The organism is Anabaena cylindrica UHCC 0172 (assembly GCF_034931625.1).
GTDB lineage: Bacteria > Cyanobacteriota > Cyanobacteriia > Cyanobacteriales > Nostocaceae > Anabaena > Anabaena cylindrica_A.
In genome coordinates, this window is sequence record NZ_JAYGGY010000090.1 from 24,760 (window position 1) to 50,492 (window position 25,733).

Annotated in this window: 22 protein-coding genes and 2 pseudogenes; 8 read left to right on the forward strand and 16 right to left on the reverse strand. The window is 40.2% G+C overall.

The annotated features are described in order from the left end of the window. Window positions 1–116 precede the first annotated feature (116 nt). A complete protein-coding gene (locus VB713_RS19590; protein WP_323313183.1) occupies window positions 117–2,906 on the forward strand; it encodes a Calx-beta domain-containing protein in 2,790 nt (929 codons plus the stop codon). 258 nt (window positions 2,907–3,164) lie between these two features. Here VB713_RS19590 and VB713_RS19595 read toward each other — a convergent pair whose 3' ends face one another. The 5 genes and pseudogenes from VB713_RS19595 to VB713_RS19615 form a co-directional block, all read right to left on the reverse strand. Continuing rightward, window positions 3,165–4,034, reverse strand: a complete 870-nt coding sequence (locus VB713_RS19595; RefSeq protein ID WP_323313184.1) for a hypothetical protein — start codon at window positions 4,032–4,034, stop codon at window positions 3,165–3,167. Between the two features lie 201 nt (window positions 4,035–4,235). Next, window positions 4,236–4,598, reverse strand: a complete 363-nt coding sequence (locus VB713_RS19600) for a hypothetical protein (protein WP_323313185.1) — start codon at window positions 4,596–4,598, stop codon at window positions 4,236–4,238. A gap of 342 nt (window positions 4,599–4,940) precedes the next feature. After that, window positions 4,941–7,520 carry a leucine--tRNA ligase gene (gene leuS, locus VB713_RS19605; RefSeq protein WP_323313186.1) on the reverse strand — a complete coding sequence of 860 codons (2,580 nt, stop codon included), beginning with the start codon at window positions 7,518–7,520 and terminating at the stop codon, window positions 4,941–4,943. Window positions 7,521–7,691: 171 nt separating this feature from the next. Next, a pseudogene (locus VB713_RS19610) lies at window positions 7,692–8,195 on the reverse strand (DUF4351 domain-containing protein); the annotation flags it as partial. A 316-nt stretch (window positions 8,196–8,511) separates the two neighbouring features. Next, window positions 8,512–8,931, reverse strand: a complete 420-nt coding sequence (locus VB713_RS19615) for a formylglycine-generating enzyme family protein (RefSeq protein WP_323313217.1) — start codon at window positions 8,929–8,931, stop codon at window positions 8,512–8,514. On the opposite strand from VB713_RS19615, the pseudogene VB713_RS19620 reads away from it, so the two are divergent. Continuing rightward, a pseudogene (locus tag VB713_RS19620) lies at window positions 8,909–9,208 on the forward strand (gamma-glutamylcyclotransferase family protein); the annotation flags it as partial. The gene VB713_RS19615 and the pseudogene VB713_RS19620 sit on opposite strands and share 23 nt — an antisense overlap. On the opposite strand, the gene VB713_RS19625 reads toward VB713_RS19620, so the two are convergent. Both VB713_RS19625 and VB713_RS19630 read right to left on the reverse strand, forming a co-directional pair. Next, window positions 9,209–9,844, reverse strand: coding sequence for an anti-sigma factor family protein (locus tag VB713_RS19625; RefSeq protein ID WP_323313187.1), 636 nt, complete (start codon window positions 9,842–9,844; stop codon window positions 9,209–9,211). It abuts the pseudogene before it with no gap. 157 nt (window positions 9,845–10,001) lie between these two features. Further along, window positions 10,002–10,658 carry a sigma-70 family RNA polymerase sigma factor gene (locus VB713_RS19630; RefSeq protein WP_323313188.1) on the reverse strand — a complete coding sequence of 219 codons (657 nt, stop codon included), beginning with the start codon at window positions 10,656–10,658 and terminating at the stop codon, window positions 10,002–10,004. A 496-nt stretch (window positions 10,659–11,154) separates the two neighbouring features. Between VB713_RS19630 and VB713_RS19635 the strand changes: the two genes are divergently transcribed. Further along, a complete protein-coding gene (locus VB713_RS19635) occupies window positions 11,155–11,952 on the forward strand; it encodes a L,D-transpeptidase (protein WP_323313189.1) in 798 nt (265 codons plus the stop codon). Window positions 11,953–12,022: 70 nt separating this feature from the next. On the opposite strand, the gene VB713_RS19640 is transcribed toward VB713_RS19635, so the two are convergent. Together VB713_RS19640 and VB713_RS19645 are read right to left on the reverse strand one after the other, a co-directional pair. Further along, window positions 12,023–12,559, reverse strand: coding sequence for a late competence development ComFB family protein (locus VB713_RS19640; protein ID WP_015215431.1), 537 nt, complete (start codon window positions 12,557–12,559; stop codon window positions 12,023–12,025). A 78-nt stretch (window positions 12,560–12,637) separates the two neighbouring features. After that, the gene (locus tag VB713_RS19645; RefSeq protein WP_323313190.1) at window positions 12,638–13,561 is read right to left on the reverse strand and encodes a M23 family metallopeptidase; all 924 of its coding nucleotides are present in this window, start codon (window positions 13,559–13,561) and stop codon (window positions 12,638–12,640) included. Between the two features lie 295 nt (window positions 13,562–13,856). Here VB713_RS19645 and VB713_RS19650 point away from each other — a divergent pair, with 295 nt between their 5' ends. Continuing rightward, a complete protein-coding gene (locus VB713_RS19650; protein WP_323313191.1) occupies window positions 13,857–15,056 on the forward strand; it encodes a caspase family protein in 1,200 nt (399 codons plus the stop codon). Here the strand turns inward: VB713_RS19650 and VB713_RS19655 are convergent. Further along, complete coding sequence (locus tag VB713_RS19655; RefSeq protein ID WP_323313192.1) at window positions 15,041–16,273, reverse strand: site-2 protease family protein; 1,233 nt, start codon at window positions 16,271–16,273, stop codon at window positions 15,041–15,043. The genes VB713_RS19650 and VB713_RS19655 overlap by 16 nt on opposite strands. Window positions 16,274–16,513: 240 nt before the next feature. Continuing rightward, on the reverse strand, window positions 16,514–16,768 hold the full coding sequence (gene psaK / locus VB713_RS19660) for a photosystem I reaction center subunit PsaK (RefSeq protein ID WP_323313193.1): 255 nt from the start codon (window positions 16,766–16,768) through the stop codon (window positions 16,514–16,516). A gap of 129 nt (window positions 16,769–16,897) precedes the next feature. Between psaK and VB713_RS19665 the strand changes: the two genes are divergently transcribed. Continuing rightward, window positions 16,898–17,557, forward strand: a complete 660-nt coding sequence (locus tag VB713_RS19665) for a phosphoribosylanthranilate isomerase (RefSeq protein WP_323313194.1) — start codon at window positions 16,898–16,900, stop codon at window positions 17,555–17,557. 311 nt (window positions 17,558–17,868) lie between these two features. Continuing rightward, complete coding sequence (locus VB713_RS19670; RefSeq protein ID WP_323313218.1) at window positions 17,869–18,570, forward strand: Uma2 family endonuclease; 702 nt, start codon at window positions 17,869–17,871, stop codon at window positions 18,568–18,570. A gap of 345 nt (window positions 18,571–18,915) precedes the next feature. Here VB713_RS19670 and folE read toward each other — a convergent pair whose 3' ends face one another. The 5 genes from folE to VB713_RS19695 form a co-directional block, all read right to left on the reverse strand. After that, complete coding sequence (gene folE / locus VB713_RS19675; RefSeq protein ID WP_323313219.1) at window positions 18,916–19,623, reverse strand: GTP cyclohydrolase I FolE; 708 nt, start codon at window positions 19,621–19,623, stop codon at window positions 18,916–18,918. 148 nt (window positions 19,624–19,771) lie between these two features. Next, window positions 19,772–20,497, reverse strand: a complete 726-nt coding sequence (locus VB713_RS19680) for an SDR family oxidoreductase (RefSeq protein ID WP_323313220.1) — start codon at window positions 20,495–20,497, stop codon at window positions 19,772–19,774. 348 nt (window positions 20,498–20,845) lie between these two features. Further along, a complete protein-coding gene (locus tag VB713_RS19685; protein WP_323313195.1) occupies window positions 20,846–21,826 on the reverse strand; it encodes an acetyl-CoA carboxylase carboxyltransferase subunit alpha in 981 nt (326 codons plus the stop codon). A 125-nt stretch (window positions 21,827–21,951) separates the two neighbouring features. Continuing rightward, a complete protein-coding gene (locus VB713_RS19690; protein ID WP_323313196.1) occupies window positions 21,952–22,971 on the reverse strand; it encodes a long-chain acyl-[acyl-carrier-protein] reductase in 1,020 nt (339 codons plus the stop codon). A 451-nt stretch (window positions 22,972–23,422) separates the two neighbouring features. Beyond that, window positions 23,423–24,121 (reverse strand): aldehyde oxygenase (deformylating), encoded by a 699-nt coding sequence (locus VB713_RS19695; protein ID WP_323313197.1) that lies wholly within the window; start codon window positions 24,119–24,121, stop codon window positions 23,423–23,425. A 178-nt stretch (window positions 24,122–24,299) separates the two neighbouring features. Here VB713_RS19695 and VB713_RS19700 point away from each other — a divergent pair, with 178 nt between their 5' ends. Together VB713_RS19700 and VB713_RS19705 are read left to right on the forward strand one after the other, a co-directional pair. Next, window positions 24,300–25,127: a carbohydrate ABC transporter permease gene (locus VB713_RS19700; protein ID WP_323313221.1), complete on the forward strand. Its 828-nt coding sequence runs from the start codon at window positions 24,300–24,302 to the stop codon at window positions 25,125–25,127. A gap of 320 nt (window positions 25,128–25,447) precedes the next feature. Beyond that, window positions 25,448–25,714, forward strand: coding sequence for a transporter suffix domain-containing protein (locus VB713_RS19705; protein ID WP_323313198.1), 267 nt, complete (start codon window positions 25,448–25,450; stop codon window positions 25,712–25,714). Window positions 25,715–25,733 lie beyond the last annotated feature (19 nt).

Consider the following 25,733-nt stretch of genomic DNA (forward strand, 5'->3'; position numbering starts at 1 on the left):
ATATACAACACTGTGATTAAGCGTGTTATTTAAGACATACTAACCCACATGATGACTGTCCAGAGTATTGTATTAACTGTACTTATTGAAATACCTACGTAGGTAAAAATGTAATCATGATCATTAACGGTACTGCCAATAACGATGAATTATATGCTCAACAGGATGATCAAGTCTTTGGCTTTGAGGGTGAGGACACCCTATATGCTGAAGGTATTTTGGGCAATAACACACTTAATGGAGGAGACGATAACGATTTTCTTAGTGTAGTAGAGGGAAACAATAACACGCTTAATGGTGGTAATGGTAACGATCGCTTATTTGTAGTAGAAGGAAACAATAACACACTTAATGGTGATGCTGGAGATGATGAGCTTTATGTCATAGAAGGCAGCTTTAATACCCTCAAAGGCGGGATTGGTGATGATTTTCTGAAGACATCCAGCCCAATGGGTAACAACACCTTAGAAGGTGGTGAAGGTCATGATATTCTGATTGGGTATTTATCTAGCGATCGCTTATTTGGTGATGCTGGCGATGATTCCCTATATGCTGGTAAACAAGGAACTCAAATGACTGGCGGTGCTGGATTAGACCGCTTTTATTTTGGTAATGGTTCAGTTCCTGATGTACCAGCAGAAGTATTAGATTTTACAACAAGTGTAGATAAAGTTGTCATTGCTGGCATCCCTCAAGTCCAGAATTTTGAAGACATCATTCTAGAGCAGGATGGGAATGACACAATTGTCAAAGCTCTGATCGATGGTTCTGAAAAAACTTTTGGTATTTTAAAGAACGTCAATAAAGATACTCTTACAGCAGAAGACTTCGACTTTATCATTCCTGTTTTCTCAATTGCTGGCGCTTCCGCAGTTGAAGGTAACGCTATAACTTTCACCATTACCCGTACTGGTGATATTTTAATTGACCAAACAGTAACTGTATCCACATCTATAGGTACAGCTAGTTCCAGTGACTTCATTTCTAAAACCCAGGAGTTCACCTTTACTCAGGGAGAAACTCAAAAAACCTTTACTGTTGACACAATTCAAGATGCCCTATTCGAGGGTGATGAAACTTTTACTGTCACCTTAAGTAATCCTACTAATGGTTCTGTTATTAGTTCTACAAATGGTACAGCCCAGGGAACTATTACCAATGATGATGCAGTACCTGTATTTGCGATCGCATCAGCTTCAGCAATAGAAGGAGATGCGATCGCTTTCACCATCACTCGTACAGGAGATGCACAAGCTTCCCAAAGCGTGACTGTATCAACATCTATAGGCACAGGAGATACAGCCAGTACTTCTGACTTCACCACTAATACTCAAACTCTAACTTTTGCTCAGGGTGAAACCACTAAAACCTTCACCGTTCAAACCAATGAGGATGAATTGTTTGAGAGCGATGAAACTTTCACTGTCACCTTGAGTAATTCTACTAACGGTGCGGTGATTAGTTCTACAAATGGTACAGCCCAGGGAACTATTACCAATGATGATGCAGTAGCCGTATTTGCGATCGCATCAGCTTCAGCAATAGAAGGAAATGCGATCGCTTTCACCATCACTCGTACAGGAGATGCCCAGGCTGCCCAAAACATAACTGTATCCACATCTATAGGCACAGGAGATACAGCTAGTACTAGTGATTTTACTGCTAACACCGAAACCCTCACCTTTGCTGTTGGTGAAACTCAGAAAACCTTCACAGTAGCAACCACTGAAGATTTCCGAGTTGAAGAAGATGAAACTTTCACTGTCACCTTGAGTAATGCTACAAACGGTGCAACTATTAGTTCTACAAATGGCACAACCAAAGGAACTATAAATGACGACGATATTTCCCTAGCCATTATCACCAACAACAGCATCTTTAACATCAAAGGAACTGGTAATACAGTCAGACTTAAAGCCACTCTCATAGAACGCAATTCTATTTTTGTTAATGAACTAGGTGTATTTATTGTTGACGATGCCGACGGCAGAATCAACGGTATTGCACCAGAGGAACAAGGTTACAACGAAGCAGCTTTAGAAAGAGCTAAAAGCCAAGGTAAAGGTATTTTCTCCGCTATTACCAACATTCCCGATGGGTTTAATACCGTCGATTTAACACGCCTACTAGAATTTGATTCTGGTGATTACTTGAAATTCTTTTTAGTAAAAGACGGTACAATCGACTCCTTCAGAGCCGGACTCACTCAAACCACCAACATTTTATTTGCTGATTCCTCAACTCAAATCATTACACAAGAAGAAGATGGTTTCATTATTTCCTGGAAAGAAAGCACCACTATTACAGAATTCAACTCTCTAAAAGTTAAAATTGAATCCACTGATGATTCCTTAACTCTAGGTACTTACAAGGGATCAGAAAACCAAGCAGAACTAGAAAACCAAGCAGAACTAATTGATTTAACAGGCATAACAGGTCTGGTAAAAGCAGATTTCTCTGTCTTCCGGGAAGCCGCATACAACAACGAAGTCTACTTTTATGAAATAGATAATGCTCAAGGAGAAATTAGCGGCTTACAAGCAACTTCAGCTAATAGAGCAAATTACCTACAAGCAGCAATCAACAATCTGATTACAAATGCAGAGACTGGAGAAATAATCAAATTCGCTGTTAATAACCAAAGTCCAGTCACAGACAGCACCATGATTGCAGGTGGTTCAATATTAGCTCCCATGATCATTATCAATGGCACCCTATCCCAGCTAACTGATAACAACACCAATAATGATCCTCAAGTTTACTTCCCCTATTTGGGAGTAAATTCCGATGGAGTAGACCACATTCGCTTATTAGCAGATAACACCTTTGGTTTTGAAGATCTACCAAATGGTGGTGATTTCGATTACAACGATATAATTATCAAGTTTGATTTCAGCATCGTTTAGTAGGAATTTGATGAAGTAGCACTAATTTGTCATTACGAATAAATTAGTGCTACTAACGGTAGGTTGGGTTAAGCGACAGCGCAACCCAACGCATTTGTTGGATTATGGCTTACGCACGCTCCGCAAACGTTCACTTTCCACAAGCCAACCTACAAATCAAGGCTTTTTCCAATTTGGAGATGTCTATTAACTAAACTAGGCTGACTATAGCAATAGTAAACAGATATTTGAAAAAATTGATCGACTATTTAACCCACTTTACTTCACCACACCAATATCACCAAATATTCTTCTTGAGTATTCCAATACTTCCTTATTATTTAATAGTTTTTGGTAGTCTGCATGATTCTCAAACATCTTGTATCTATTGAGAACATCCATTTGATTTGCTTGTCCATCCAATCCTTTACCATCAAAAGAACTACCACCACCATAATTTTTTACTTGCTCAATCCCAGCATCAGTAAATTCAAGTCTTAGCTGAGATGCAATTTGATGGCGATAATTCAGATCCAGAAACCACTGATTATAATTAACACAAATTTTATTATTTTTTAAATAGTTAGTTTCTCCTAAAAATTCTTTAGCATAAGCAATCCAAAGACTCATTACCGTTTCATTAGGAGTTTTAACTGTTATAAAGTTTTTTTGTAATCTACTAGCCAAAAGATTAAAAGGATCTCTCAAGATAATGATATCATATCTGACAGCACTTTTTCCCAAATAAAGATCATGATTTCTTTCAAACTTTGGGTTATTAACCTCCTCAAGACTATAATCTTCGTAATTGTATAGCAAACAATTCTTTTTGACAAAATCACCTATAGCTTCCCGTTTCAACTCATCTTTTGGATAGTGGTGATATAAAAAACGATAAGGATTTTCAGTTACGAGAATGTTATTAAGATGCATAACTTTCCCAGTGGACTGCTTTCTAATCCAGTTAATAATTGCATGATTACCAGTGCGTCTAAGTCCAACAATTCTAATTTCCTTTTCGTTAACTACTTGGGAAAGGATATTTTGCCGAGTAATAATTCTAACTAGATCGTATAATTTATATCCCGCATCCCGCTTTGTTTTGCGAAGTATATTTAAGATATTTGCTTTATCAAGATTGTTAATCATGATTGATTCCTCCTTACTTAAGTAGGTTAATCTCACATTATACACGCTAGGAAAATCCACTTGCAGAAAAACGTTGAAAAAATTTTTAAATCTACAACTTACCCGACTCTAGTTGATCTAAATATTATGAAATCAGGAGACTTTACCCCAACATCTTGATTAGATGAAAAGCGCGATCTGCTACTAGATGGTAAAATGGGTTCATTGACTCAACTGTTGTGCTAAATATGCAGTTCTGGCTGTAGCAGCATTGAGTTCAGCATTAACAAGATTATCTAACTCAATTTGTATTTCTGAGGGAAGTGTTTGTCCTTGATCTCGTGCTATTCTCCACATACTCATTAGTTTAGATAAACGTTGTTTTTGCTCGTTAGTGAAAAATTGATCAGCTTGAAAGTTATCAATAATTAATAATGCCCGAAATTCAACTTCACCTAATTGTGTAGTCAAAGCATCTAAAGCTTGACCGGCAGTTTTGCCAACAGACTGTTTATCTCCAGCAATGGCGCGATAAGACCTTTCTCCATTGGCATTTGATGTAGGTATAATAGCAACTGTAGTCATAATGCTAATTAAGGATATCTGTTATTTATCAATTATACTATTAAGTAGGTTGGGTTGACCCAAGGAAACCCAACATTAACTGACAATAATACATAAGTTGGGTTGCATTTCATTTAACCCAACCTACAAACAAAATCAGGGGAAACGCATCTAAATTTTATTGACAAAATACCGTTTTAATGTATAAACCAATAAATCCCAATTTATCGTTTGATTGATTTTTTTATGGTCATAGTGATGGATTAAATTATTGTCAATAAGTGGTTATTAATGCGAATATTGTGGTCATTATTGAGATTTAATCGTCCTTATTGATAAGATGCGTTTCCCCTGCAAACAAAATTAACCCAAAACGAAATTCACCAACTTACCAGGAACAACAATCACCTTCTTAATTTCCTTCCCTTCAATATAACGCTTCGCCACCTCAGACTCCCGCGCATACTTCTCCAAACCGGCTTTATCTAACTGCGAAGGAACTTGAATAGAACCGCGAGTTTTACCCATAATTTGAATTACCAAAGTAATTTCATCAGCTATCAAAGCCGCAGGATCAAAACTTGGCCAAGTTTGGGTATGCACAGAATTTTTATTCCCCAACAATTGCCACAATTCGTCAGCAATATGGGGTGCAAAAGGCGCTAACATAATCACCAAAGTTAGAATCCCTTCCGCATAAATTGGTGAATTATTGCAATCAGCATCATTCATGGCATTACTTAACTTCATCAATTCCGAAATAGCGGTATTGAATTGATATTCATCTTCCACATCTTCCGTGATTGCTTGAATTGCAATATGAATTGCCCGACGCAAATCTTTTTCCGCTTTATTTAACTTATCAAGTTCTGGTTTTTGCTTACAAACTCCCGCAGCAGCATAATCTGTTACCAACCGCCAAACGCGATTTAAAAAGCGGAATTGTCCCTCAACATCAGCCTCATCCCATTCCAAATCTTTTTCAGGAGGGGCTTTAAATAAAATAAACATTCGCGCCGTATCAATGCCATATTTATTAATCACATCTTCAGGTGCCACACCATTTCCTTTTGATTTGGACATGGTAGCATAGAGACGTTGTAAAGGTTCTCCTGTTTGCGGATCTACAGGATTATTAGCATCAACTAAATGAGAAGGAATCCATTTATCCTTGCCACCTTTATTTGGGTTCATGTAAGTTAAACCCTGTACCATTCCCTGGGTTAATAGGCGTTGAAATGGTTCATCAAAGTTAAATAAACCTCTATCTCTCAATACCTTAGTGAAGAAACGCGAATACAATAAATGTAAAATTGCGTGTTCAATTCCCCCCACGTATTGATCTACAGGCATCCAATCATTTACTTTATTAGAATCAAAAATCTTGGCTTCATTTTTCGCATCAGGATAGCGTAAGAAATACCACGAAGAATCAATAAAAGTATCCATCGTATCGGTTTCCCGTTTTGCAGGAGTACCGCAAGTTGGACAAGGAACATTTACCCAATTTTCTAATTGTGCTAAAGGTGAACCACCACGGCCACTTAATTCGATATCTTCTGGTAATTGTACTGGCAAATCTTTGTCAGGTACAGGCACAATTCCACAATTAGGACAGTGAATAACAGGGATAGGTGCGCCCCAATAACGTTGTCGAGAAATCAACCAATCTCTGAGGCGATATTGTATTCTTAATTTACCAAAACTTTGTTTTTCTGCAAATTCGATAATTGCTTTTTTCGCATCTACAGAACTCATGCCATTAAATTCACCAGAATTAACTAAAATTCCCGCTTCTGTATAAGCTGCTTTTAAAGTTTCATCTGCACCAATTTCCGGGACAATTACTACTTTAATAGCTAAATTTTGTTCTTTCGCAAATTTGAAATCTCGGACATCATGGGCTGGTACACCCATCACCGCACCTGTACCATATTCATAGAGAACATAATCTGCAATCCAAATGGGTACTTCTTCGCCAGTGAAGGGGTTAATAGCTTGACCACCTGTAGGAATACCCCGTTTTGGTTTGTCTTCTGCGGTTCTTTCTAATTCGGTTTGGTTGCCAACTTCTTTGATAAAGGCTTCTACTGCGGCTTTTTGTTCGGAAGTTGTCACCACTTGAGTTAAGGGGTGTTCTGGAGCTAAAACAACGTAACTAACACCATAAATGGTATCAGGACGGGTGGTATAAACGCCGATTTTTTCTTCTGAACCAACAATAGGAAATTCTAAATATGCACCTGTGGATTTTCCTATCCAGTTGGCTTGCATTAATTTAACTCGTTCTGGCCAACCGGTGAGTTTATCTAAGTCATTTAATAATTCTTCGGCGTAGTCGGTAATCTTAAAAAACCATTGACGCAGTAATTTACGTTCTACTATTGCACCACTGCGCCAAGAACGTCCTTCATTATCAACTTGTTCGTTTGCTAATACAGTTTGGTCAATGGGGTCCCAATTAACTGCGGCTTCTCTTTGGTACGCTAAACCAGCTTGTAAAAATTGCAGAAAAATCCATTGAGTCCATTTGTAATAATCTGGGGAACAGGTAGCAACTTCGCATTCCCAATCTAAGGATAAACCCAGACGTTGTAATTGCTGCCGCATTTGGGCAATATTTTGATATGTCCATTTAGCAGGGGGTACACCTCTATCAATGGCGGCGTTTTCTGCGGGTAGTCCGAAAGCATCCCAACCCATTGGATGTAATACCCGATACCCTTGCATCCGTTTGAGGCGAGCAATCACATCTGTAATTGTATAGTTACGGACATGACCCATGTGCAAGCTACCGGATGGGTATGGGAACATGGAAAGCGCGTAGAATTTTGGCTTATTTTTGTCTTGAGGCGTTTTATCTAAGCCTAGTTCTAACCATGTTTTTTGCCATTTTTCCTCAATTGTGGCTGGTTGGTATGACGTTTTTTGGGGGGACTCCACAAGTAAAACTCCTAATGCTGTTATCTAATTTTGCTATTGTGGCATAATTCTAGATATTAGACATATAGGGATTATTGGTTGAGTGAAATAATAAGAACCCCACCCCCAACCCCCTCCTCGCTTGCGAGGAGGGGGCTATGATTTAATTTATTAAAGTGCGTAATGGTATAATTATTTTAGCCAAGTTTCTAAATCTGTAACTGAAGTAAAATCTAACAAAGCTTCTCCTAATTCTTCAAGTTTTTCAACAGGTAATTCTTGGACTTTTTGAATTAATGATGAATCAATTTCACCAACTCGGCGATTTAATTGACGGATAATTAGACGTTGTTCTCCTTCTTGTTTAGCTAGTTCTCTGTCTTGTTGGTAAAGTGGTGCTAATCGCATAATCAACTCCTGATCTTCTGTTTGTGAACTTTGATTGATTTTTAAATTTTTCTGGAGATTATAGAGTAGTTCTAAGGTGATTTTAACGTAAGGTTGATTTAATGGTAACGCAGCTAATTCGTCAATTGCTCGTTTTTGGACTGTACCTCTACCTAAAAGTCTTAACCACAGTGTTTCTTGAGTTTGTGGTAATTGATGAATGACGACAATTGCGGTGTGTAATGATTTTGGTAAATGGTATATTCCGGGTAAGGAATCTGGGTTTATTGTGCCGCTAAATCCTGAAAGTTGCTAGTTGGGTAAATTGTCAGAATCAGGATATCCAGGATTAAAGGATGAACAGGATGAAAACCAGAGATTTTATCACCAATCAGCAATTACTTTAGAGATATCTTAGATGCTACCAAATCTCCGACTTCTTTAAGAATTCGGGGATCTATTCTATGCTATTTACTTGACTAAATTCTAAGTTTTCTGTATCATGGGTGAAGCACTCATCAAGCACCCGAAAAGCTAAAAAAGTATTTTTGATCGCTCCACTTCGTTACGCTAGGGAAGTGAAAAATAAAGAGCGCAAAGCGCAAGAGGATAAAAGTATAAAGGGCTACTGAAGAATTTTCCCGACCGCGCAAACAACACGAAAACCGAAATGGATATCGAGGTAGTCGCGCTCAACCCAATAGAAGGGTCTACGAAACGCGGAGCGGCAGTTTTGAGGATTGTTACACCAAGAACTACCGCGCAGAATTATGCTATTATTGGGATTATCCAACCACGCACTACCATCAGTTGGAGCATTTATATAATGATCGTGCCACTCATCTTCGCACCATTCCCAGAGATTACCACACATATCATATAAACCGCAGGGGTTTGCAGGAAATTTTCCTACCTCTGTGGTCTTTTCTCGATATTCTCCTTTTACACCACCACTATAAGTGTAGTTACCATCGTAATTTGCTAAATCTGTAGAAATTGTTTCTCCAAAATAAAAGGGTTCAGGTAAATTGTTTACTTTGCCAATGGGTTATCCAGCCATGACTCTAGGAGATGGCAAAGTTCACGGTTATTTACTTTATTTTGATGATTCCAGGCTTTTAACAGCCTTGGATGATTTAGAAGATTACCAGTCCACAAGGCCAATGTCAGAAAATCTCTATAATCGTCAATCTATAGAGATTTTTGAGTTAAACAGCTTGTCTTTGGGTTGGGCTTGGGTCTATTTGATGACACTAGAAAAAGTTTACCAACTAGGCGGTATACCCCAACTTGATGGCAATTGGACTCTGAAAGCAACTTGATTAGTTGATGTCTAATTTTGTGTCTTTTACCGGAGTTTCGGACTGATTAATTAGCTTTTTTGGGGAAGCTATTGCTGTTTTGGGAATTTCAATGACTGGGTTGTTTAAGGCTACCATCAGCGGTGAAGTAGGAACTGCTGGCTGTGTGGTTGCAGCTATTGGTTGTATTTGCTGTTGTGCAAATTGCATTTTTGAGCCACTACCTGGAATTAAGCCAGATATCGTCCCTATAACACAAGCAGCAGCTGCTGCACTACCTACCATCCAAGTTAACTGAGAACGGCAACGTAGGCGTTTCCAGACTTGTTGGAATGTTTCCTCTGCTGAATTTTGCTCTTCTGGCAATGGTATGGTCTTTAAGCCTTGTCTCAGTTTTAATAGTCGCTGATACAAGCATTTGACTGAGTTATCATTTGCCAGCCATTCTTCTACTTGCCTACGTTCAACTGCTGTGACTTCGCCATCAAGGTAAGCACTCAATAACTCGAAGCGGTCAGCTTCGCTGTGCCGTAGGCTATCTCGCTTCTGTCTATCCATAGCACCCGTTGATTCATTGGTATGATTAGCCATTCCATCTGAGACATCCGAAGGAAGTTGTGAGTGGGAACGGTCGTAAAATTGAGAATCAGTGTTCATTTTAACGTTCTTACCAATTCAGACACAGGAAAACACAGCGAATAAATTTGGGAATTTAAGCAATTTTGCTCCTAAATGACGGAATAAATGTGTATTTTTCCGAGATTCTTAATATTTCTTAAATTCTGCCTTTGAACTGAGGAAAGATATTGTAATTTTAGTTATCTAGATAAATTTGCAACTGGGTTTGCAATCTGGATCTAGCTCTAGCTATTCTCGACTTTACAGTTCCTAAGGAAACTCCGGTGATTTCGGCAATTTCTTCATATGCCATCCCTTCAATTTCTCTTAAGACAATAGTAGTACGGAACACCTCTGGTAGATCAGCGATCGCTTCTCGCAGTTGTTCGTAAAATTCTCTAGTTGTCAGTTCTTCCTCAGGACCAGGTGTATCGCCAGCTATGTCCCAATCCATCTCACCGTCTTCTACCGAGCGGGGAGCATCTAGTGATAGGGGACTAGCAAATCGTTTCCGTTTACGCAACTCGTCATAGAACAAGTTGGTAGCAATACGGCTTAACCAGCCTCGAAATTTGGCGGGTTCTTGTAATCGGTTAATATTCCGATACACGCGAATCCAAACTTCTTGGGCTAAATCGGCTCTGTCAGACCAATCAGGAGCTAGATGGTATAACACCCTATCGACCTGAGTCTGATAGCGTCTTAACAGTTCTCCAAAGGCTACACGCTCTGGACGCAATCCTGCTTGACAGCGCAAAATGAGATCGTGATTTGAGAGTTTGTCAACTTGCACCGATGCTTCCGAATAAGTTGCATCAACAGTTGACCAGGATACAGTAATCGATTGACTCATAGATCGTACTGGCGTTAATTCATCCCCTTCTATTAGACCTGATCATTTGTCAGAAGTTCCTGAGGTAGGTGACGGATTTATGACCGGAACACGGAAATATAAGAAAAGATACTCTTTCTTGTAGGAGCCAACCTTATTATTTATAGAGGCAAACAGTCTGACAGGAGGCAAAGAGACATATTTCTTGTTTCATCAGCTTTTGCGGCTTTTAAAACTGAGTAGTTATTTCTGTCACACTGCACTAGGGAGAGTCACTAGAAGCAAAAAAGGCTGGTTTCAAATTCTCTTGAGAATTAGCCATAATAGGGAAAATTGTGTTCAGATTTACAAATGGCCACTAGGGCTTGACAAAAGTCAGTATTTACAAATCATGGAAGTATTGGCAAATGCATGAGAAAAATGAAAATTTTTGATAAATTTTTTGCTAGTTGGCTGCTCACAACAGGCAATTAGTCATTCACGGTCAGCCAGATATGTCAGGGATCAACAATAAGCGATGGCAATGGCAAGAAATGAATCTGTAGCGCGGATGGTGATGTTCCTCTGTTTTGGCACAGCAATTTTATCTTTGGCTGTCCATTGGCACATTATGAAAACGACAGGACAGTTAAATCAGTCTGCATCCACTACATTAAGGCAAAATTCTACCCCCCGCACCGACTCTAATCAAAATCGCTCTGAAGGCATTGGCATTGGGGAACCTGCTTTAGCTGAATCTGTATCCCCTGCAAAGCCTAAGGCTAAATTGGGACAAGGAAATAAATATGTAGCTAATGCGGATACACCCAAGAAGACAAAGTTGGTAGTTCCAGTCAAAGGAGAAAATCAGAAAACAAATAACAGTCCTAAAGGCTTTGTATTTCCGGGTGTGGCTCAAGCTAAATCTGTTCAGGGACTAGGATCTAGTCAGACACAAGTGGTAGTTAATTTAAGCGATCGCCGTGTCTATGTTTATCGCTATGATCAAGTAATAGCTAGTTACCCTATTGCTGTAGGTAAAAAAGGCTGGGAAACGCCTACAGGTGATTTTCAAGTCATGCACATGGAACACCATCCAATTTGGCGGCATCCCATTACTGGCAAAGTATTTGAACCAGGTACGGATAGTCCTTTGGGAGACAGATGGATTGGTTTTTGGTCAGATGGACGCAACAAAATTGGCTTTCATGGCACACCTAACACCGATTTGGTGGGAGCAGCAGTGTCTCATGGTTGCTTAAGAATGCGTAATTCTGATGTCAAAATGTTATATAGCCAGGTAAATATAGGCACGCCAGTATTAGTGCGTAACTGAAACGGCAACAAAGCAAAGTCATTAGTTTTTTCTGCAAGAACTAATGACTAATCACCAATGCCTAAAGATGTTATTTTTGCTCAAAATTCGGCGCGTAAACTTGGAGTAAAGTACTGACTTGATGTAAAACTTCGTTTCCAGTGCTTTTGCTCAGGGCTTGACGTTCTGGGAAGAAATTTGGTTGATCTAAATAACGATCTATTGCTTCCCCCACTTGCTGAGAAATGAATTCATAAAGTTCTGTTTTAGCGCGTTTACGCTGATACTTTGCGCCTTCTTCTGTCGTTGCATACAGGGGTGGAAGACGGTTAAGGGCGTAAGCTGTGATATCCCCCACATCTAGAGAACTTTCACAACTGGCTTCAATTTCTGCTACTTTAGCGATCACCTCAGTCAGTACCAATTCTTCCATGACGTTAATAAATTGTTTGCGAGGTACTGCTACTACTTCACCAGTCAACAATGACCCCATGAGTCGATCCAGCGCCATGTACTCTTCAATTGAAAGATCCGAGGCGTTGTCACAAATTCGCCCGACTTCGGCTTCCATTGCTGGTGTTAGATAACCATCCAGCAGAGCTTGTTCTACAATTTTTTCAATACTCATATTTATCAATTATCACGATTAAATTTAAGCGATCTTCATAATTCATAATTATGATTTTAATTACGAATTATGAATTATTTAGTCAACCACCTTAGTTTTCCAGGATTGTGGATCAATGGATTGTCCATTAACGTATAAACCCCAGTGTAAGTGAGGCCCTGTCGAAGCACCTGTTGAACCTACACCGCCAATAAGTTGTCCAGCTTTTACTAAATCACCTTCTTTGACATTAATGCGACTTAGGTGCATAAAAATGCTGGTTACTCCTTGACCGTGGTCAATGCCAACTACGTTACCATGAACTCGGAAACCTGCGGATACTGTACCTACTAAAGCAACTCGTCCAGCAGCTGGGGCAATTACGGCGGAACCGGATGCACCAGCATAGTCTAAGCCACGATGGTAGTAATCATTTGCAAATTTACCATTATAGTAGCGACGTACACCATAAATTGTGGTCATTCTGCCTTTATTTGGTCTTAGGAAAACACCATTCCAGTATTTTTCAGGTGTTTGTAGGGCTTTGAAAGCTGCAACACGATTGAGTTCAAGTTCTGTGGCTTGGATTCCGGCTTTTCCAGGGGGTAAGGTGATGCGTTGGATGGGGAATTTGCGATCGCCTACGTATACGGCTAAGTTTCTTTGTCGCTGTCCTTCTCCAGCTATTGTCACTTTTCTCACTCCAGATTTTTCCAGTGGAGTGGTAGGAATAAAAGAACGATACTTATTTGGAGAAATTTCAAAGGCTGGATATGTTTTCTCTCCCACCGTTACCGTAGGAATACCAGGCTGATCTTGACTTTCTAATTCAATTAATACCGATAAAGTATCTCCCAGTCGTGGTTTGTTAGGGATGATCTGTACTTCTAAAGCCTGTGCAGGTAAGGCTAAAGCTATAGGGACAGCCGCAATTATTCCCATTAAAATCTTATTGGCACGGTTAATGATGCTAACACTCTGCAACCAATTCTGCGGATTGATACGGTGAGTTTTGGTAGTCATAGAGTTATGAAAAAATCTGTTGCTGCTGTTTCTCAACAGACTAACGTATTACCGCTAGTATTTCCGCAGCTTGATCAAAAAATCCTGCAAATTGACAGATGGGGAAACATTTGCAAACTTTTTCGTCTCTAAAGAAGGTACTATTCGTACCTTTTACTACGATGCTACTCTTGAGTACCAGAAAAGACCATAATGTAAGGTTAATTAATTGGTAATGGGTGACAGGAGGCAGAAGAAAGATAAATACTCTCCGTCATCCTCCTCACTGTCCCCAGCACAACCATTTTAGCTACTTATGTCTTCTATTTCTCGTCGCCATTTCTTATATTTCGCTGGTTCAGCTTTAGCTACTCTAGGATTAAACCAGCTATCATTTCTAGAGGAGGCGCAAAACTATGGCAAAGTCCTTGCTCAAAGTACTCCGCGCAAACTTGCTTTACTTGTTGGGATCAACCAATATTCATCCCAACCTTTAGAAGGGTGTCTTAATGATGTGGAGTTACAAAGCCATCTCCTCATCCATCGCTTCGGTTTTAATCCTCAAGATATTTTGATTTTGCCGGACGAGAAAGCGAATCGCCAAGGTATTTTAGAAGCGTTTGAAGAACATTTAATTAAGCAAGCCAAACCTGGAGATGTGGTTGTTTATCACTATTCTGGACATGGTTCACGCATTTTTGACCCTAAACCCATTGCGGTAGATACAAAAGACAAAGAGGGTCTTAATGGTACTTTTGTGCCTGTGGATAGTTCCCTCCCTGCTGGATATCCTCATACTGGGGGGACAGTTAAAGACATTATGGGACATACTCTATATTTATTGATGTCTGCATTGTCCACAGAAAACGTGACGGCGGTGTTAGATAGTTGCTTTTCTGGAGGTGCAACACGAGATGGACGAGTAAGATCCCGTGCTGGTGGCAAAAATGTGTTGGTTTCTGCTGATGAAAAAACTTACCAGGAAAAGTGGTTGTCACAGTTGAAGATGCCGCCAGAAGCATTTGTCAAGGGTTATCGTGCAGGGGTGGCTAAAGGTATGGTTTTAGCAGCTACCAATCCTCAACAATTGGCGCGAGAAGTGAATATTAATGGTTTTCGTGCTGGTATTTTTACTTACTTATTAACCCAATATCTTTGGCAGCAGGATAGTACTGTTGATAGTGCGATCGCTTCTATCCTGCCCCAAATCCCTAAGAACTTCCATCAAACTCCTGGTTATGAAATCAAACCCGGTAGTAATTACAAATCACAACCGCTGTTTTTTGTCAATAATCCTGCCTCAACTGGTAATGCAGTCGTCACAGCTGTGGCCGATAATCGGGTGAGTTTGTGGTTGGGTGGTGCAAATTTAGCTGCACTTGATGAAGGAACGGTGTTTAATGTGGTTAATGGCACAGGAAAGGTAACGCTACTCAATCGGAAGGGTTTAGTCGGAGAAGCAACTAGTGTGGGAGTTGTGAAAACAGGAATGGTTTTGCGTCAGGTAACAGATTGAATCTGAGGATCTTCATCCTTAATGCTTTCTAATGACTTAGCTATTACTCCTAGCTGTAAACCTGGTGGAAAGCTACTTTCTTCTTTAATGCGCTTAATTTCAGCTTCGGTGATTCGCAAATTTAACTTTTGTGCCAAACATTTGACCGTATCTCCTCGGTCGAGGATACCCGCTACAGCACCAGCAGGAGAGAGTACGGTAATTCGAGTTAACTGTTCATTTTCTAGCTTGTTAATTACTTCGGCTAAGGAAGTGGACTCGGTAACGGTGGGTATGGTTGTGAGAGGATGGACAATACTTGCTAAAGTTTGGTTTTCCCATTGACTTCTTTCAGTTGTCTGTAAATCTCCAACTGTCACCATACCCTGGTAACGTCCATCAGCAGCAGCAAAGTAAACTTGGGAAGAAGATGTTTCTAAAAGGTATAAGTCAGCAAACTCTCTTAATGTCTGGTTGGCATCAATTACCCGAAAATCACGGGTCATCACATCAGCTGCTACTAGTTTGAGTAGGGTTTCTTGTAATGTAGTTACACGGTCGTAGTTGTTAGCATTGCGAATCGCAAACCAACCTAATAGCACAATCCACAAACCTGTTAATAATTCCCTGGTTAAGAAATCGATCACAAATCCGAGTGCGATCGCACCATAACCTAAAATCTGCCCAGCCTTTGCTGCCCAATGTACGGCTTTAAAGCGATCGCCTGTTATTTTCCATAGTGCGGCTTTTAACACCTGTCCCCCATCCAGAGGTAAACCGGGAATCAAGTTAAATAAAGCGACAACTAAGTTGATTCTCGCTAAATCTCCCCCCATGACATTCAACACTGTGGTATCAGGAATGAAATTAGAACCTAGACGCAGTAGCAAAAACAGAACTATACTGACCGCAGGCCCAGCGATCGCTACTTGAAAGGCTTTACCAGGGGTTTTTGATTCCTCTTCTATCGCTGCAATCCCACCAAAGAAAAACAGCGTAATTGAATTAACTTTAATCCCTTGCGATTGTGCTACCAAACTATGACCCAACTCATGTAATAGCACAGAAGTAAATAACAGCAGTGCCATTACTAATCCAGCACTCCAACCTGTGATAGTCCCCCATTGTTGGTAAGCTACGCCAAAATTCAGGGTTGCTAAACCCAAAATCACAAACCAGAACGGGTCTAAAAATAGCGGAATCCCAAATAAAGAGCCAATTTTCCAACTTGTTTGCATTATATTTTTCCTAAAATTAATTATGGACAAAATTTCTGTATATTAGGGGCGTATGGTAATACACTCCTACAGCTGGCGATCGCAGGTGCGAGCTACTCTAATTTCTAGAATAGACAATTTAATTAGAAATATTGCATTATTTAAAATAGTAAAACTTGGTATAAAAAAAGCGGTAGGGAATTTGATTCTTACCTACCGCCCAATTTTTACCCTTGATGACAAGAGAATCTCAAGCAGAATTTATAAACGACCAATGTTAGTCAGTCCTAAAACAATGCCAATACCAATCACATGACCAAAAGCCATTGCACCAATGAAAGCTGGGACAGTGATGGGCAGCAAGGGCATTTGTGGCCCCACTTTAGGGGCTTTACTTGCCAAACTGAGTAAAAGTACTACTAGACTGCTGGCACTAATAATGATACCCACTGTAGGACTCCACACAGGTGTGGCGGGAACTGAAGCTGCTGCTGCTAGTAAGATAGATGATATCAAGTTGTATTCTCCTACAATGAAAAAATGAATGTAAACCTACAAGATTATAAAATTCCGTAGGACAAAGCAAAACTTTTTTGCTTAATTTAGGTTAGTTTTGTGATTATTTTTAATTTCTTTTATCTTTGAATGCGGGTTAAAATTTGCGGCATCACTCAACCAGAACAGTCTATAGCGATCGCATCTCTGGGTGCAACAGCACTAGGCTTTATTTGCGTACCTACTTCACCTCGCTACGTTACCATAGAACAAATTCAGGTAGCAGTGGCTCAACTCCCTAGCAAGATTGACAGAATTGGTGTTTTCGCCAACACCAGTATTACCAACATCAGCCAAACAGTTTTGGCATCAGGTTTGACTGGTATCCAGTTACACGGTGAAGAATCTCCCGAATTTTGCCATCAGTTGCGTCAATCCCTACCCCAGGTAGAAATCATTAAAGCAATGAGAGTTCGCAGTCTGGAGCATCTACAAACAGCAGCTAACTACACCAAGAATGTAGATACCCTACTGCTTGATGCCTATCATCCTCAACAGTTAGGGGGTACAGGTCAAACCTTAGATTGGCAGATGCTACAGGAATTCAGCCCCACTTGTCCTTGGTTTTTAGCTGGAGGACTGACACCAGATAATATTATGGACGCGTTAAGTCAGGTAAAACCCAATGGTATTGATTTATCAAGTGGTGTCGAACTTTCCCCTGGCAATAAAGATTTAGACAAAGTAGCATTGTTGTTTGCAAGGTTAAAATCTGTGTATACTAAAAACGGGTTAAAAGTGTCATTCTGAACGAAGTGTGCCACGTCGTGGAGCTTTGCTAACGCGTAGCGTGCCGTAGGCTCTAGAATCTCCGAGATACTTCCCTGCACTACGTTACGGTCAGTATGACATAAGTCCAAGTTTGACCCGTTTGCAGTGTAAGTATTCAGCTATCAGTAATCATTTATAGCAATTCCTAATCTAATGAGGTACAAATTTATCTGCGGTTAATTCTTTCTTCCTCTACCTCACTTGAATGGGAATTGCTATATCAGCTTTTAGTAAGCTGATAAATGAATGATATAATCAAAGAATTACAACTTGATGCTATATCAAACTTTATGATCATTGCACAAGAACTAGAAACTCAAAAAAACATCTCCACAGATATAATTTTTCCCCCTGGTGATTTATATAGTGATGAACCTCCTGTGGAAACAGAACTGCATCTCAGACAAATAATTCTATTATTCAAATGTTTAGAATGGTTATGGAAAGATAGAAATGATTTTTATGCTACTGGAAACATGAGCATTTACTATAGTCCTAACCAGAAAAAATCAGAAGATTCTCGTGGTCCAGATTTCTTTGTAGTTCTAGAAACTGAACGCAAAACCCGGAAAAGTTGGGTAGTGTGGAATGAGGATGGTAAATATCCCAATATGATTGTAGAAATTCTTTCCCCAAGTACAGCTAAAACAGATAGAGAATTTAAAAAACAACTTTATCAAAATACATTCCGAACTCCAGATTATTTTTGGTTTGATCCTTATACTTTAGAATTTGCAGGTTTTCATTTATTAGATGGAAAATATCAGCCATTAGCAGCAAATGAAAAAGGACATTTGTGGAGTCAACAGTTAGAGTTATATTTGGGTATTCATGATGGTTTATTGCGGTATTTTACACTGGAAGGAAATTTAGTTCCTACACCAGAAGAAAGCGCAGAACAAGAAGCAAAAGCAAGAAAAGCAGCAGATGAAAAAGCAGCACGTTTAGCGGCAAAATTGAGAGAGTTAAATGTTGACCCAGAGACAATTTAAGTAAGAATTCAGGAGTGAGGGGACGCTTCACAGACCTTTGGTTCGGAATGCCTATGAAATTAAGATGGGAAACCCGCCTACAGTTCTTGTTTATCAGTCATGGGTCAGATATTAAACAATACCTTATCAAAATCGAAAAAATGGACAAGGTATTGATTAAATAAACCGGATTTCTATATTAGAAAAGCAGCAAAATCACTCACCCCCTAATGTATTTTGAGGATGAGCGATTGTTGTAATACCGTTTCATTTTAAAGTTGATACAAATAGGCAGTAAGGGGAAAGAATTAAACACCAATGATTTGTATCAGGCTTTTCGTAAAATGGTATAGAAATCCCTAATTCTTAAAAGAACGATGCTTGGTGACGAATTAAGTTAAAGAATTCTTCGCGGGTTTTTTGCTCTTCTTGGAATATACCAACCATAGAACTGGTGACTGTCCAAGCACCAGGTTTTTGTACACCCCTCATAACCATGCACATATGGGAGGCTTCCATGACCACGGCAACACCTTTAGGTTCGAGAATAGTCTGAATTGCTTCAGCGATTTGTCTAGTTAGTCTTTCCTGTACTTGCAAACGACGTGAATACATCTCTACAATCCTGGCTAGTTTACTCAAACCCACAACTTTTTGATTGGGGATATAAGCAACGTGCGCTCTACCCATAAAGGGCAGCATATGATGTTCACACAGGCTAAAGAAATTAATATCTCTAACTAGCACCATCTCGTCATGACCTTCATCAAAGATGGCACCATTAACGAGCTTTTCTAAAGATTGATTGTAGCCACTAGTGAGAAACTGCATCGCCTCAGCTACGCGCTTGGGTGTTTTCAGAAGTCCTTCCCGTTCTGGATCTTCGCCAACGCCTACTAATATTGCCCGCACTGCCTCCATCATTTGCTCTGTATTTTCTTCTGTAGGCGATCGCAAATCTGGTTGTCGCCCATCATGAGTATTACGGTCAGGTCTAGGATTCATGGCTTCTTCTAAGTCAGGAATCAAAGGAGATGTCGAGCTATTGGAACCGTTGGAACTAGCGATAGTCATGATTGAATTATGGTAATTGGTCATTGGTCATTGGTCATTGGTCATTGGTCATTGGCTTCAGCCGTGAGCCTTCGTGACTTGACTGACTTGTACTGAGCCTTGTCGTTAGCGATCGCCGAACGTCCGAACTCCGAACGGTAATACTAACTTAGAGAACGCCCGCATTAGACATTAGTGTCAATTCTTCAATCACTGCTTGCTGTGGGAGTAAGACAGTGTGGAGAATTGTCTGAGCTACGATTTCCGGGGTTAACATTTTTGTACGGTCAAAGTCAGCATTAACTGTGGCTGTGTCCCAAATTTCTGTATTGACAGAACCTGGACAAATAGCAGTTACACGAATACCGTGGACTCGTTCTTCTTGAGCCAGGGTTTGAGAAAGGGCTAGTAAGCCAGCTTTGCTAACACAGTAGGCTCCCCAACCGGCAAAGACTTGTTTGGCAGCAATGGAAGCGACATTGATGATTGTGCCTGTACCCCGTTGCCGCATTTCTGGCAAAATGCCCATCATGCACATAAAGGCGCTGGTGAGATTTAAGTTAATCACCTGTTGCCAGTCTTCTAAGGGCGTTTCGCTCAAATTGGCGGTGTATCCCATACCCGCATTGTTGACGAGAATATCTATGTCGCCAAACTCATGGGCGATCGCTTGGATTTTGGCTTTTACTTGGGAAACACAAGCTAAATCCATAGTGAAGGCTTTTGCTTCCACCCCCATTTCTATAGCTGTTTTCGTCACAGCTGCCAATTTATCCTCTGAACGGCTGACTAAGGCGACATCTATTCCCGACTTTGCAAAGGCCAAAGCCGTTGCTTTCCCTATTCCGCTGCTGGCTCCGGTAATCAAAGCGCGTCGTTTCTGCTCAAAACTCATGGTATCTCCCCATTTTCTGGCAGTGCTGTGAGACACCAGCCTCCCATAAATTAAATAAATCTAAAAATCCGATTGTTTTTTTATGACAGGTGCTACAATGCATTGCCATTATGGTTATATTGTCTACAGCTAGTTTTCCCAGTTAGGACAACAAATATCTTCTTGGAAAATCAAGTTGTAAACTCAAAGCCGATTATTGAATACTAGGCAAATTCGCCCATCAAATGGGGTTATTTTGCTGAACACACAAACACAAATGCCTATAGCTGATAAGATTGTTAAAAATCTTTAAGCAGCCCTAGGCAATTATAGCACTGCTGTAGTGCTATGGGATTGTGGCTATTATTTTTAGTGAGCGAGTTCGGTAAAGACACCAATTTTGCGGAATTTCTCATAGCGGAGTTGGCGGCGTTCGCTCGCAGTTAAGCGATTGAGTTCATCCAAGTTATCCAACAAGGCTTGCTTGAGAGTTGTAGCTGCACTCAAGGGGTCAGAATGAGCGCCCCCAATGGGTTCAGATAATATTTGGTCGATAATTCCCAGGTTTTTCAGGTCATGGGAAATAATTTTTAAGGCCACAGCTGCTTGTGGGGCTTTGCTGGCATCTTTCCACAAAATCGCGGCACAGGCTTCTGGGGTAGCAACGGTGTAAACTGAATGTTCAAACATCAATAAGCGATCGCCTACGCCAATACCTAAAGCACCACCGGAACCGCCTTCACCAATGACTGTACAAAGGATTGGCACATCAAAACAGAACATTTGCCGCAAGTTGTAAGCGATCGCTTCTCCTTGTCCTTGATGTTCGGCTTCTATGCCCGCCCAAGCTCCAGGAGTGTCGATAAATGTGACAATTGGCATACTAAACTTGTTGGCGTGTTCCATTAACCTTAGGGCTTTGCGATAGCCCCCAGGTGCAGCCATACCAAAATTACGGGCGACGTTATCTTTAGTATCCCGGCCTTTTTGATGCCCTAACATCACCACAGGTTGTCCACCCAAACGACCAACACCACCAACTAAAGCTGGATCATCACCTCCACAGCGATCGCCATGTAACTCCATCCATTCATCACTTATTGCCTGAATGTAATCTAGAGTACTGGGACGACGAGGATGTCTAGCTACTTGCAGTCTCTGAGAAGGGGTGAGACTGCTAAAAATTTCCTCCCGCAATTGCATAGCCCTGGTTTCCAGTTGCCGAATTTGACCAGAAACATCAACGCCATTCTCATCTGCAAGTTCCCGAATTTGGTCAATCCGGGTAGCCAGTTCTGCTAACGGCTTTTCAAAATCCAACAGTAGCGGTTTGCGCTCAGTAATTGCCATAGTTAGGGATTGGTAATTGGTAATTGGTAATTGGTAATGGGTAAATGAGGATCAAGAATTAGTAATTGGCAGGGATTATGGAAAAAGTCGTCAACTGCTATTACCTATTACCCATCACCCATTACCTAAACTAATAATGGTCTAAAACCGTGTTTAATGGACACCTGACCAATTTGCTCCATTTTGTCTACGGTAATCTGATTACGACCCCAAGAAAAGTTTGTGTATAACTTCTCAAATTCCAGCAGCATTGATTCTGCGAAACAAGCGAATAACTGGCGTGCTGGTACATCCATATTGACAATTTTCATGATTTTCCAGTCAATATCCAAGGAATGTTCCACAATTCCACCATTTAGAACATACACACCAGGATGCTGAACTTTCATCCCTAAGTTTTTAGGATAGCCACCATCAATCAATAAACATGGTTGCTTCAATACTTTGGGGTCAATTTCCACACCTTTGGGCATACTAGCAACCCAAACTACAATATCTGCTTGGGGTAGTGCTTCCTGTAAACCCATAATTTTACCCCGTCCCAATTCCGCTTGTAGTTCTTGGAGACGTTCTTGGTTACGGGCTATGAGAAGTAATTCTTGGACATCTGTTTTTTTGTCTAACCAGCGGGTAACGGCACTACCAATATCCCCAGTCGCACCACATACTGCCACAGTTGCTTTCGACAGTTCTATTCCTAATTGCTTAGAAGCTTCTTCCACCTGCCGACAAATAATATAGGCTGTATGGGTATTTCCGGTTGTGAAGCGTTCAAATTCTAATTTGACGTTTCGGACTTGGCTAAACTGCTCTAAATTGAAGTTCTCAAAAATAATTGAAGAAAACCCACCTAAAGCCGTGATATCAATGCCATGCTTTTGAGCATGAGCCATAGCATTTAGAATTTTGCGCGTTGCGGCTTTAATGCGACGATTTGCCAGCATTTCCGGCAAAAAGCAAGATTCTACATACCGACCCTCAATTTTTTGTCCCGTAATACTAGTAACAGTAATGTGATCGACAATTTGCGGCGGGGCGCTACACCAAAAGTCTAGCCCTTGATCGGCATATTCTGGGTATCCCAATTCTTGAGCTACGGATTGAGCGTGTTCTAAACTAGTCAGATGTCCAATTAGACCAAACATGTAGTGATATATTAGGCGAGTGCTGTCAAAAGCGTGGAATTTGTGAGCGATACCAATTTTAGATTTTGCGGAAAGTTGCGTGGGCGGCTATGCCAACTTGAGCAAACTTTCCAAGACGGATTTTGGATTCAGAATTTTGACTAAAAGACTGTTCCAAAAATCGCAACCAATACTAACTATGCCAAGTTGGGATGGGATATGATATCTAATCCTTAAAAGTACTACATAAAGTGTCCAAATAATTCGTAATTCGTAATTACACTCCTGACTTGAGGTGTAGGTTGGGTTGGGAAAATTGATGCTGAGTAGTCGGACAAAATTAAATTCACTCATTGAGAGAGGGAATAGGGAACTGGGAACAGGAAAATCAGTTGTGTAATTAATTCTGTCCCATCACTTACCTTAATTTTTTTCATCAGGGGTAACAGGTTAGTCACCCCTATGGGAATATTTAGACAGGCATGAGTCCGTAAGCTGAGAGACGCATAATATCACGAGTTGTGAAGCCGATGTTACTTAATGCTTCACCGTATTGAATCATGAAATCTTCTACTAGGGCTTCTTTTTCCATTGCCAATACGTGGGCATCATCCGCTACTTGGTTGAGCATTTTCCAGACCAGGGGCAGATTTTGGCGGTTAGCTGTTTCTAATTCAGCTTTGGATTCTGCAAAGTTTTCTTTGAGCCAAACTTCGCCAAAATTGAGATGACTGTATTCTTCTTTAACCACACCTTCTGTAATTTTGCGGGCAAAATCATCAGCGACGGGAATGTAGATGTTATATGCAGCGATCGCAAAACATTCGATAATTAAAGCTTGAATCAGCAAGCAAGTAACAACTTTACCTTCTGCTGCTGCGGTTTGAAAATTTTGGTGCAGTCCTGAGAAAAACTCCTTCGCAAATTGCATATCTGGTGTAACTTGCAAATTGCGTCCACAAGCTTCAAATCCTTTTTTGTGGCGGCTTTCCATCTTCGATAAGCGAATCAGATCTGCTTTGCTTTCTGGTAGCAGTTCAGCCAGTTGGATGTAATTATCATGGGCTTCTTGTTCCCCTTCAATCACAATTGCATTAATACGACTATATGCATCTTTGTATTTTTCACTTTGGAAATCAATTTTTTCAATTTGCTCAACAAGCTGCTGCATGGTATGTTTACTCCGTAGCCCTTAATTATTTGATACTAAAATCTAATTTACCCTAGTAATTAAGGGTGATGATCACTGTGGTTTAATTTAACTTAACAAGAAATTATGGTAATTAGATGAGTTTTTATTAGAGGTGATGCTCTAATACTAAAAAATGACTGTTTTAGAGGCACAACCGATGTCCAAGCCAAACTGGAATCTGAACAATGCGAATTTGTGGAGCCTGGTAGTGTTAGTGCTAGGAGCATTTATTGTTTTACTGCCTTTGATTGTAGTCTTTCTCACCTCCTTTTCACCTGCGGGTACAACTCCAGGAGTTTTGGGAAAAAATAACTGGACTTTAGCTAATTACCGCGAAGCTTGGGAACGAGGGAAGTTTTTACTAGCATTTGCTAATTCTACCTTGGTAGCGATCGCAGTTACGGCTTTTCAAATTATCACATCTGCTTTGGCAGGTTACGCCCTCGCCAGGCTGAAATTTCGAGGAAGACAAGCGCTATTGTTAGTGATACTAGCAACCTTGGTGATTCCCTTCCAGTTATTAGTGATTCCCATCTTTTTAGTTTTGAAGTGGGGACACATGATCAATACCTACTGGGCTTTGATTTTACCAACTGCGGTAAACGGCTTTGGCATTTTTCTGTTACGTCAATATTTCCAGACAATTCCCATAGAACTGGAAGAAGCAGCAGCCATTGACGGCGCGAACCGACTGCAAATTTTATGGCGCATCATGTTACCTTTAGCACGTCCAGCTTTAGTAACGCTGTTTTTGTTCACCTTTATTGGGGAATGGAACGATTTATTTAAGCCCTTGGTATTCACAACAAAACCAGAATTAAGAACAGTGCAGTTAGCATTGGCAGAATTTCAAGAGCAGTTTACCAATAATTGGCCTTTGATGATGGCAGCAGTGACAATTTCTACTGTACCTGTGATGGTGTTATTTCTAATTGGACAAAAGCAGTTTATTCGCGGTATTGCTGCAACGGGAATTAAGAATTAGTCAGAATCAGGATATTCAGGATGTGGTGTTCCGTTTTTTTCATGTCAAGACTTGACAAGACGCAAAAAATAAATTACTCTTATGTTAAGAGTAGAAATCTGTTCGCGCATATATAGTAAAATTTTCAAATATCAACATCATTCAAAATCAAAAAATCGTTAAATCCTCTAAATTGATTGATTACTTAATTTTATCCTGTTAATCCTTAAATCCTGGATATCCTGATTCAGACTAATTCCTAATTGTAAAGAGTGTAAGTTAAGCCACTCCAAGCAACCATATAAAAACACTAAACTCAGATTCTGTTACAAACAGGAATTATGCAAAAGCTGGGTTTGGTTTTAATTATTGTTTCATTTTTTCCGTGGTTAGCGATCGCTATAATTATCCCATTTCTACCAATCTCCGTAGCTCAAAAAGCCTTATTAATACCAGCATTATTGGTTTTAGCTGAAATTATATTTTGGTTTGGTATATTATTGGTAGGCAAAGAAGTTGCTCAAAGGTATAAACGTTATTTGAGTTTTCGTTATCTAAAAATACTGCTCAGAAAACTTAAGCGCAGAAGAAGCAAAAGAGCAAAATAGACTCTTTCCCCCTGCCCCC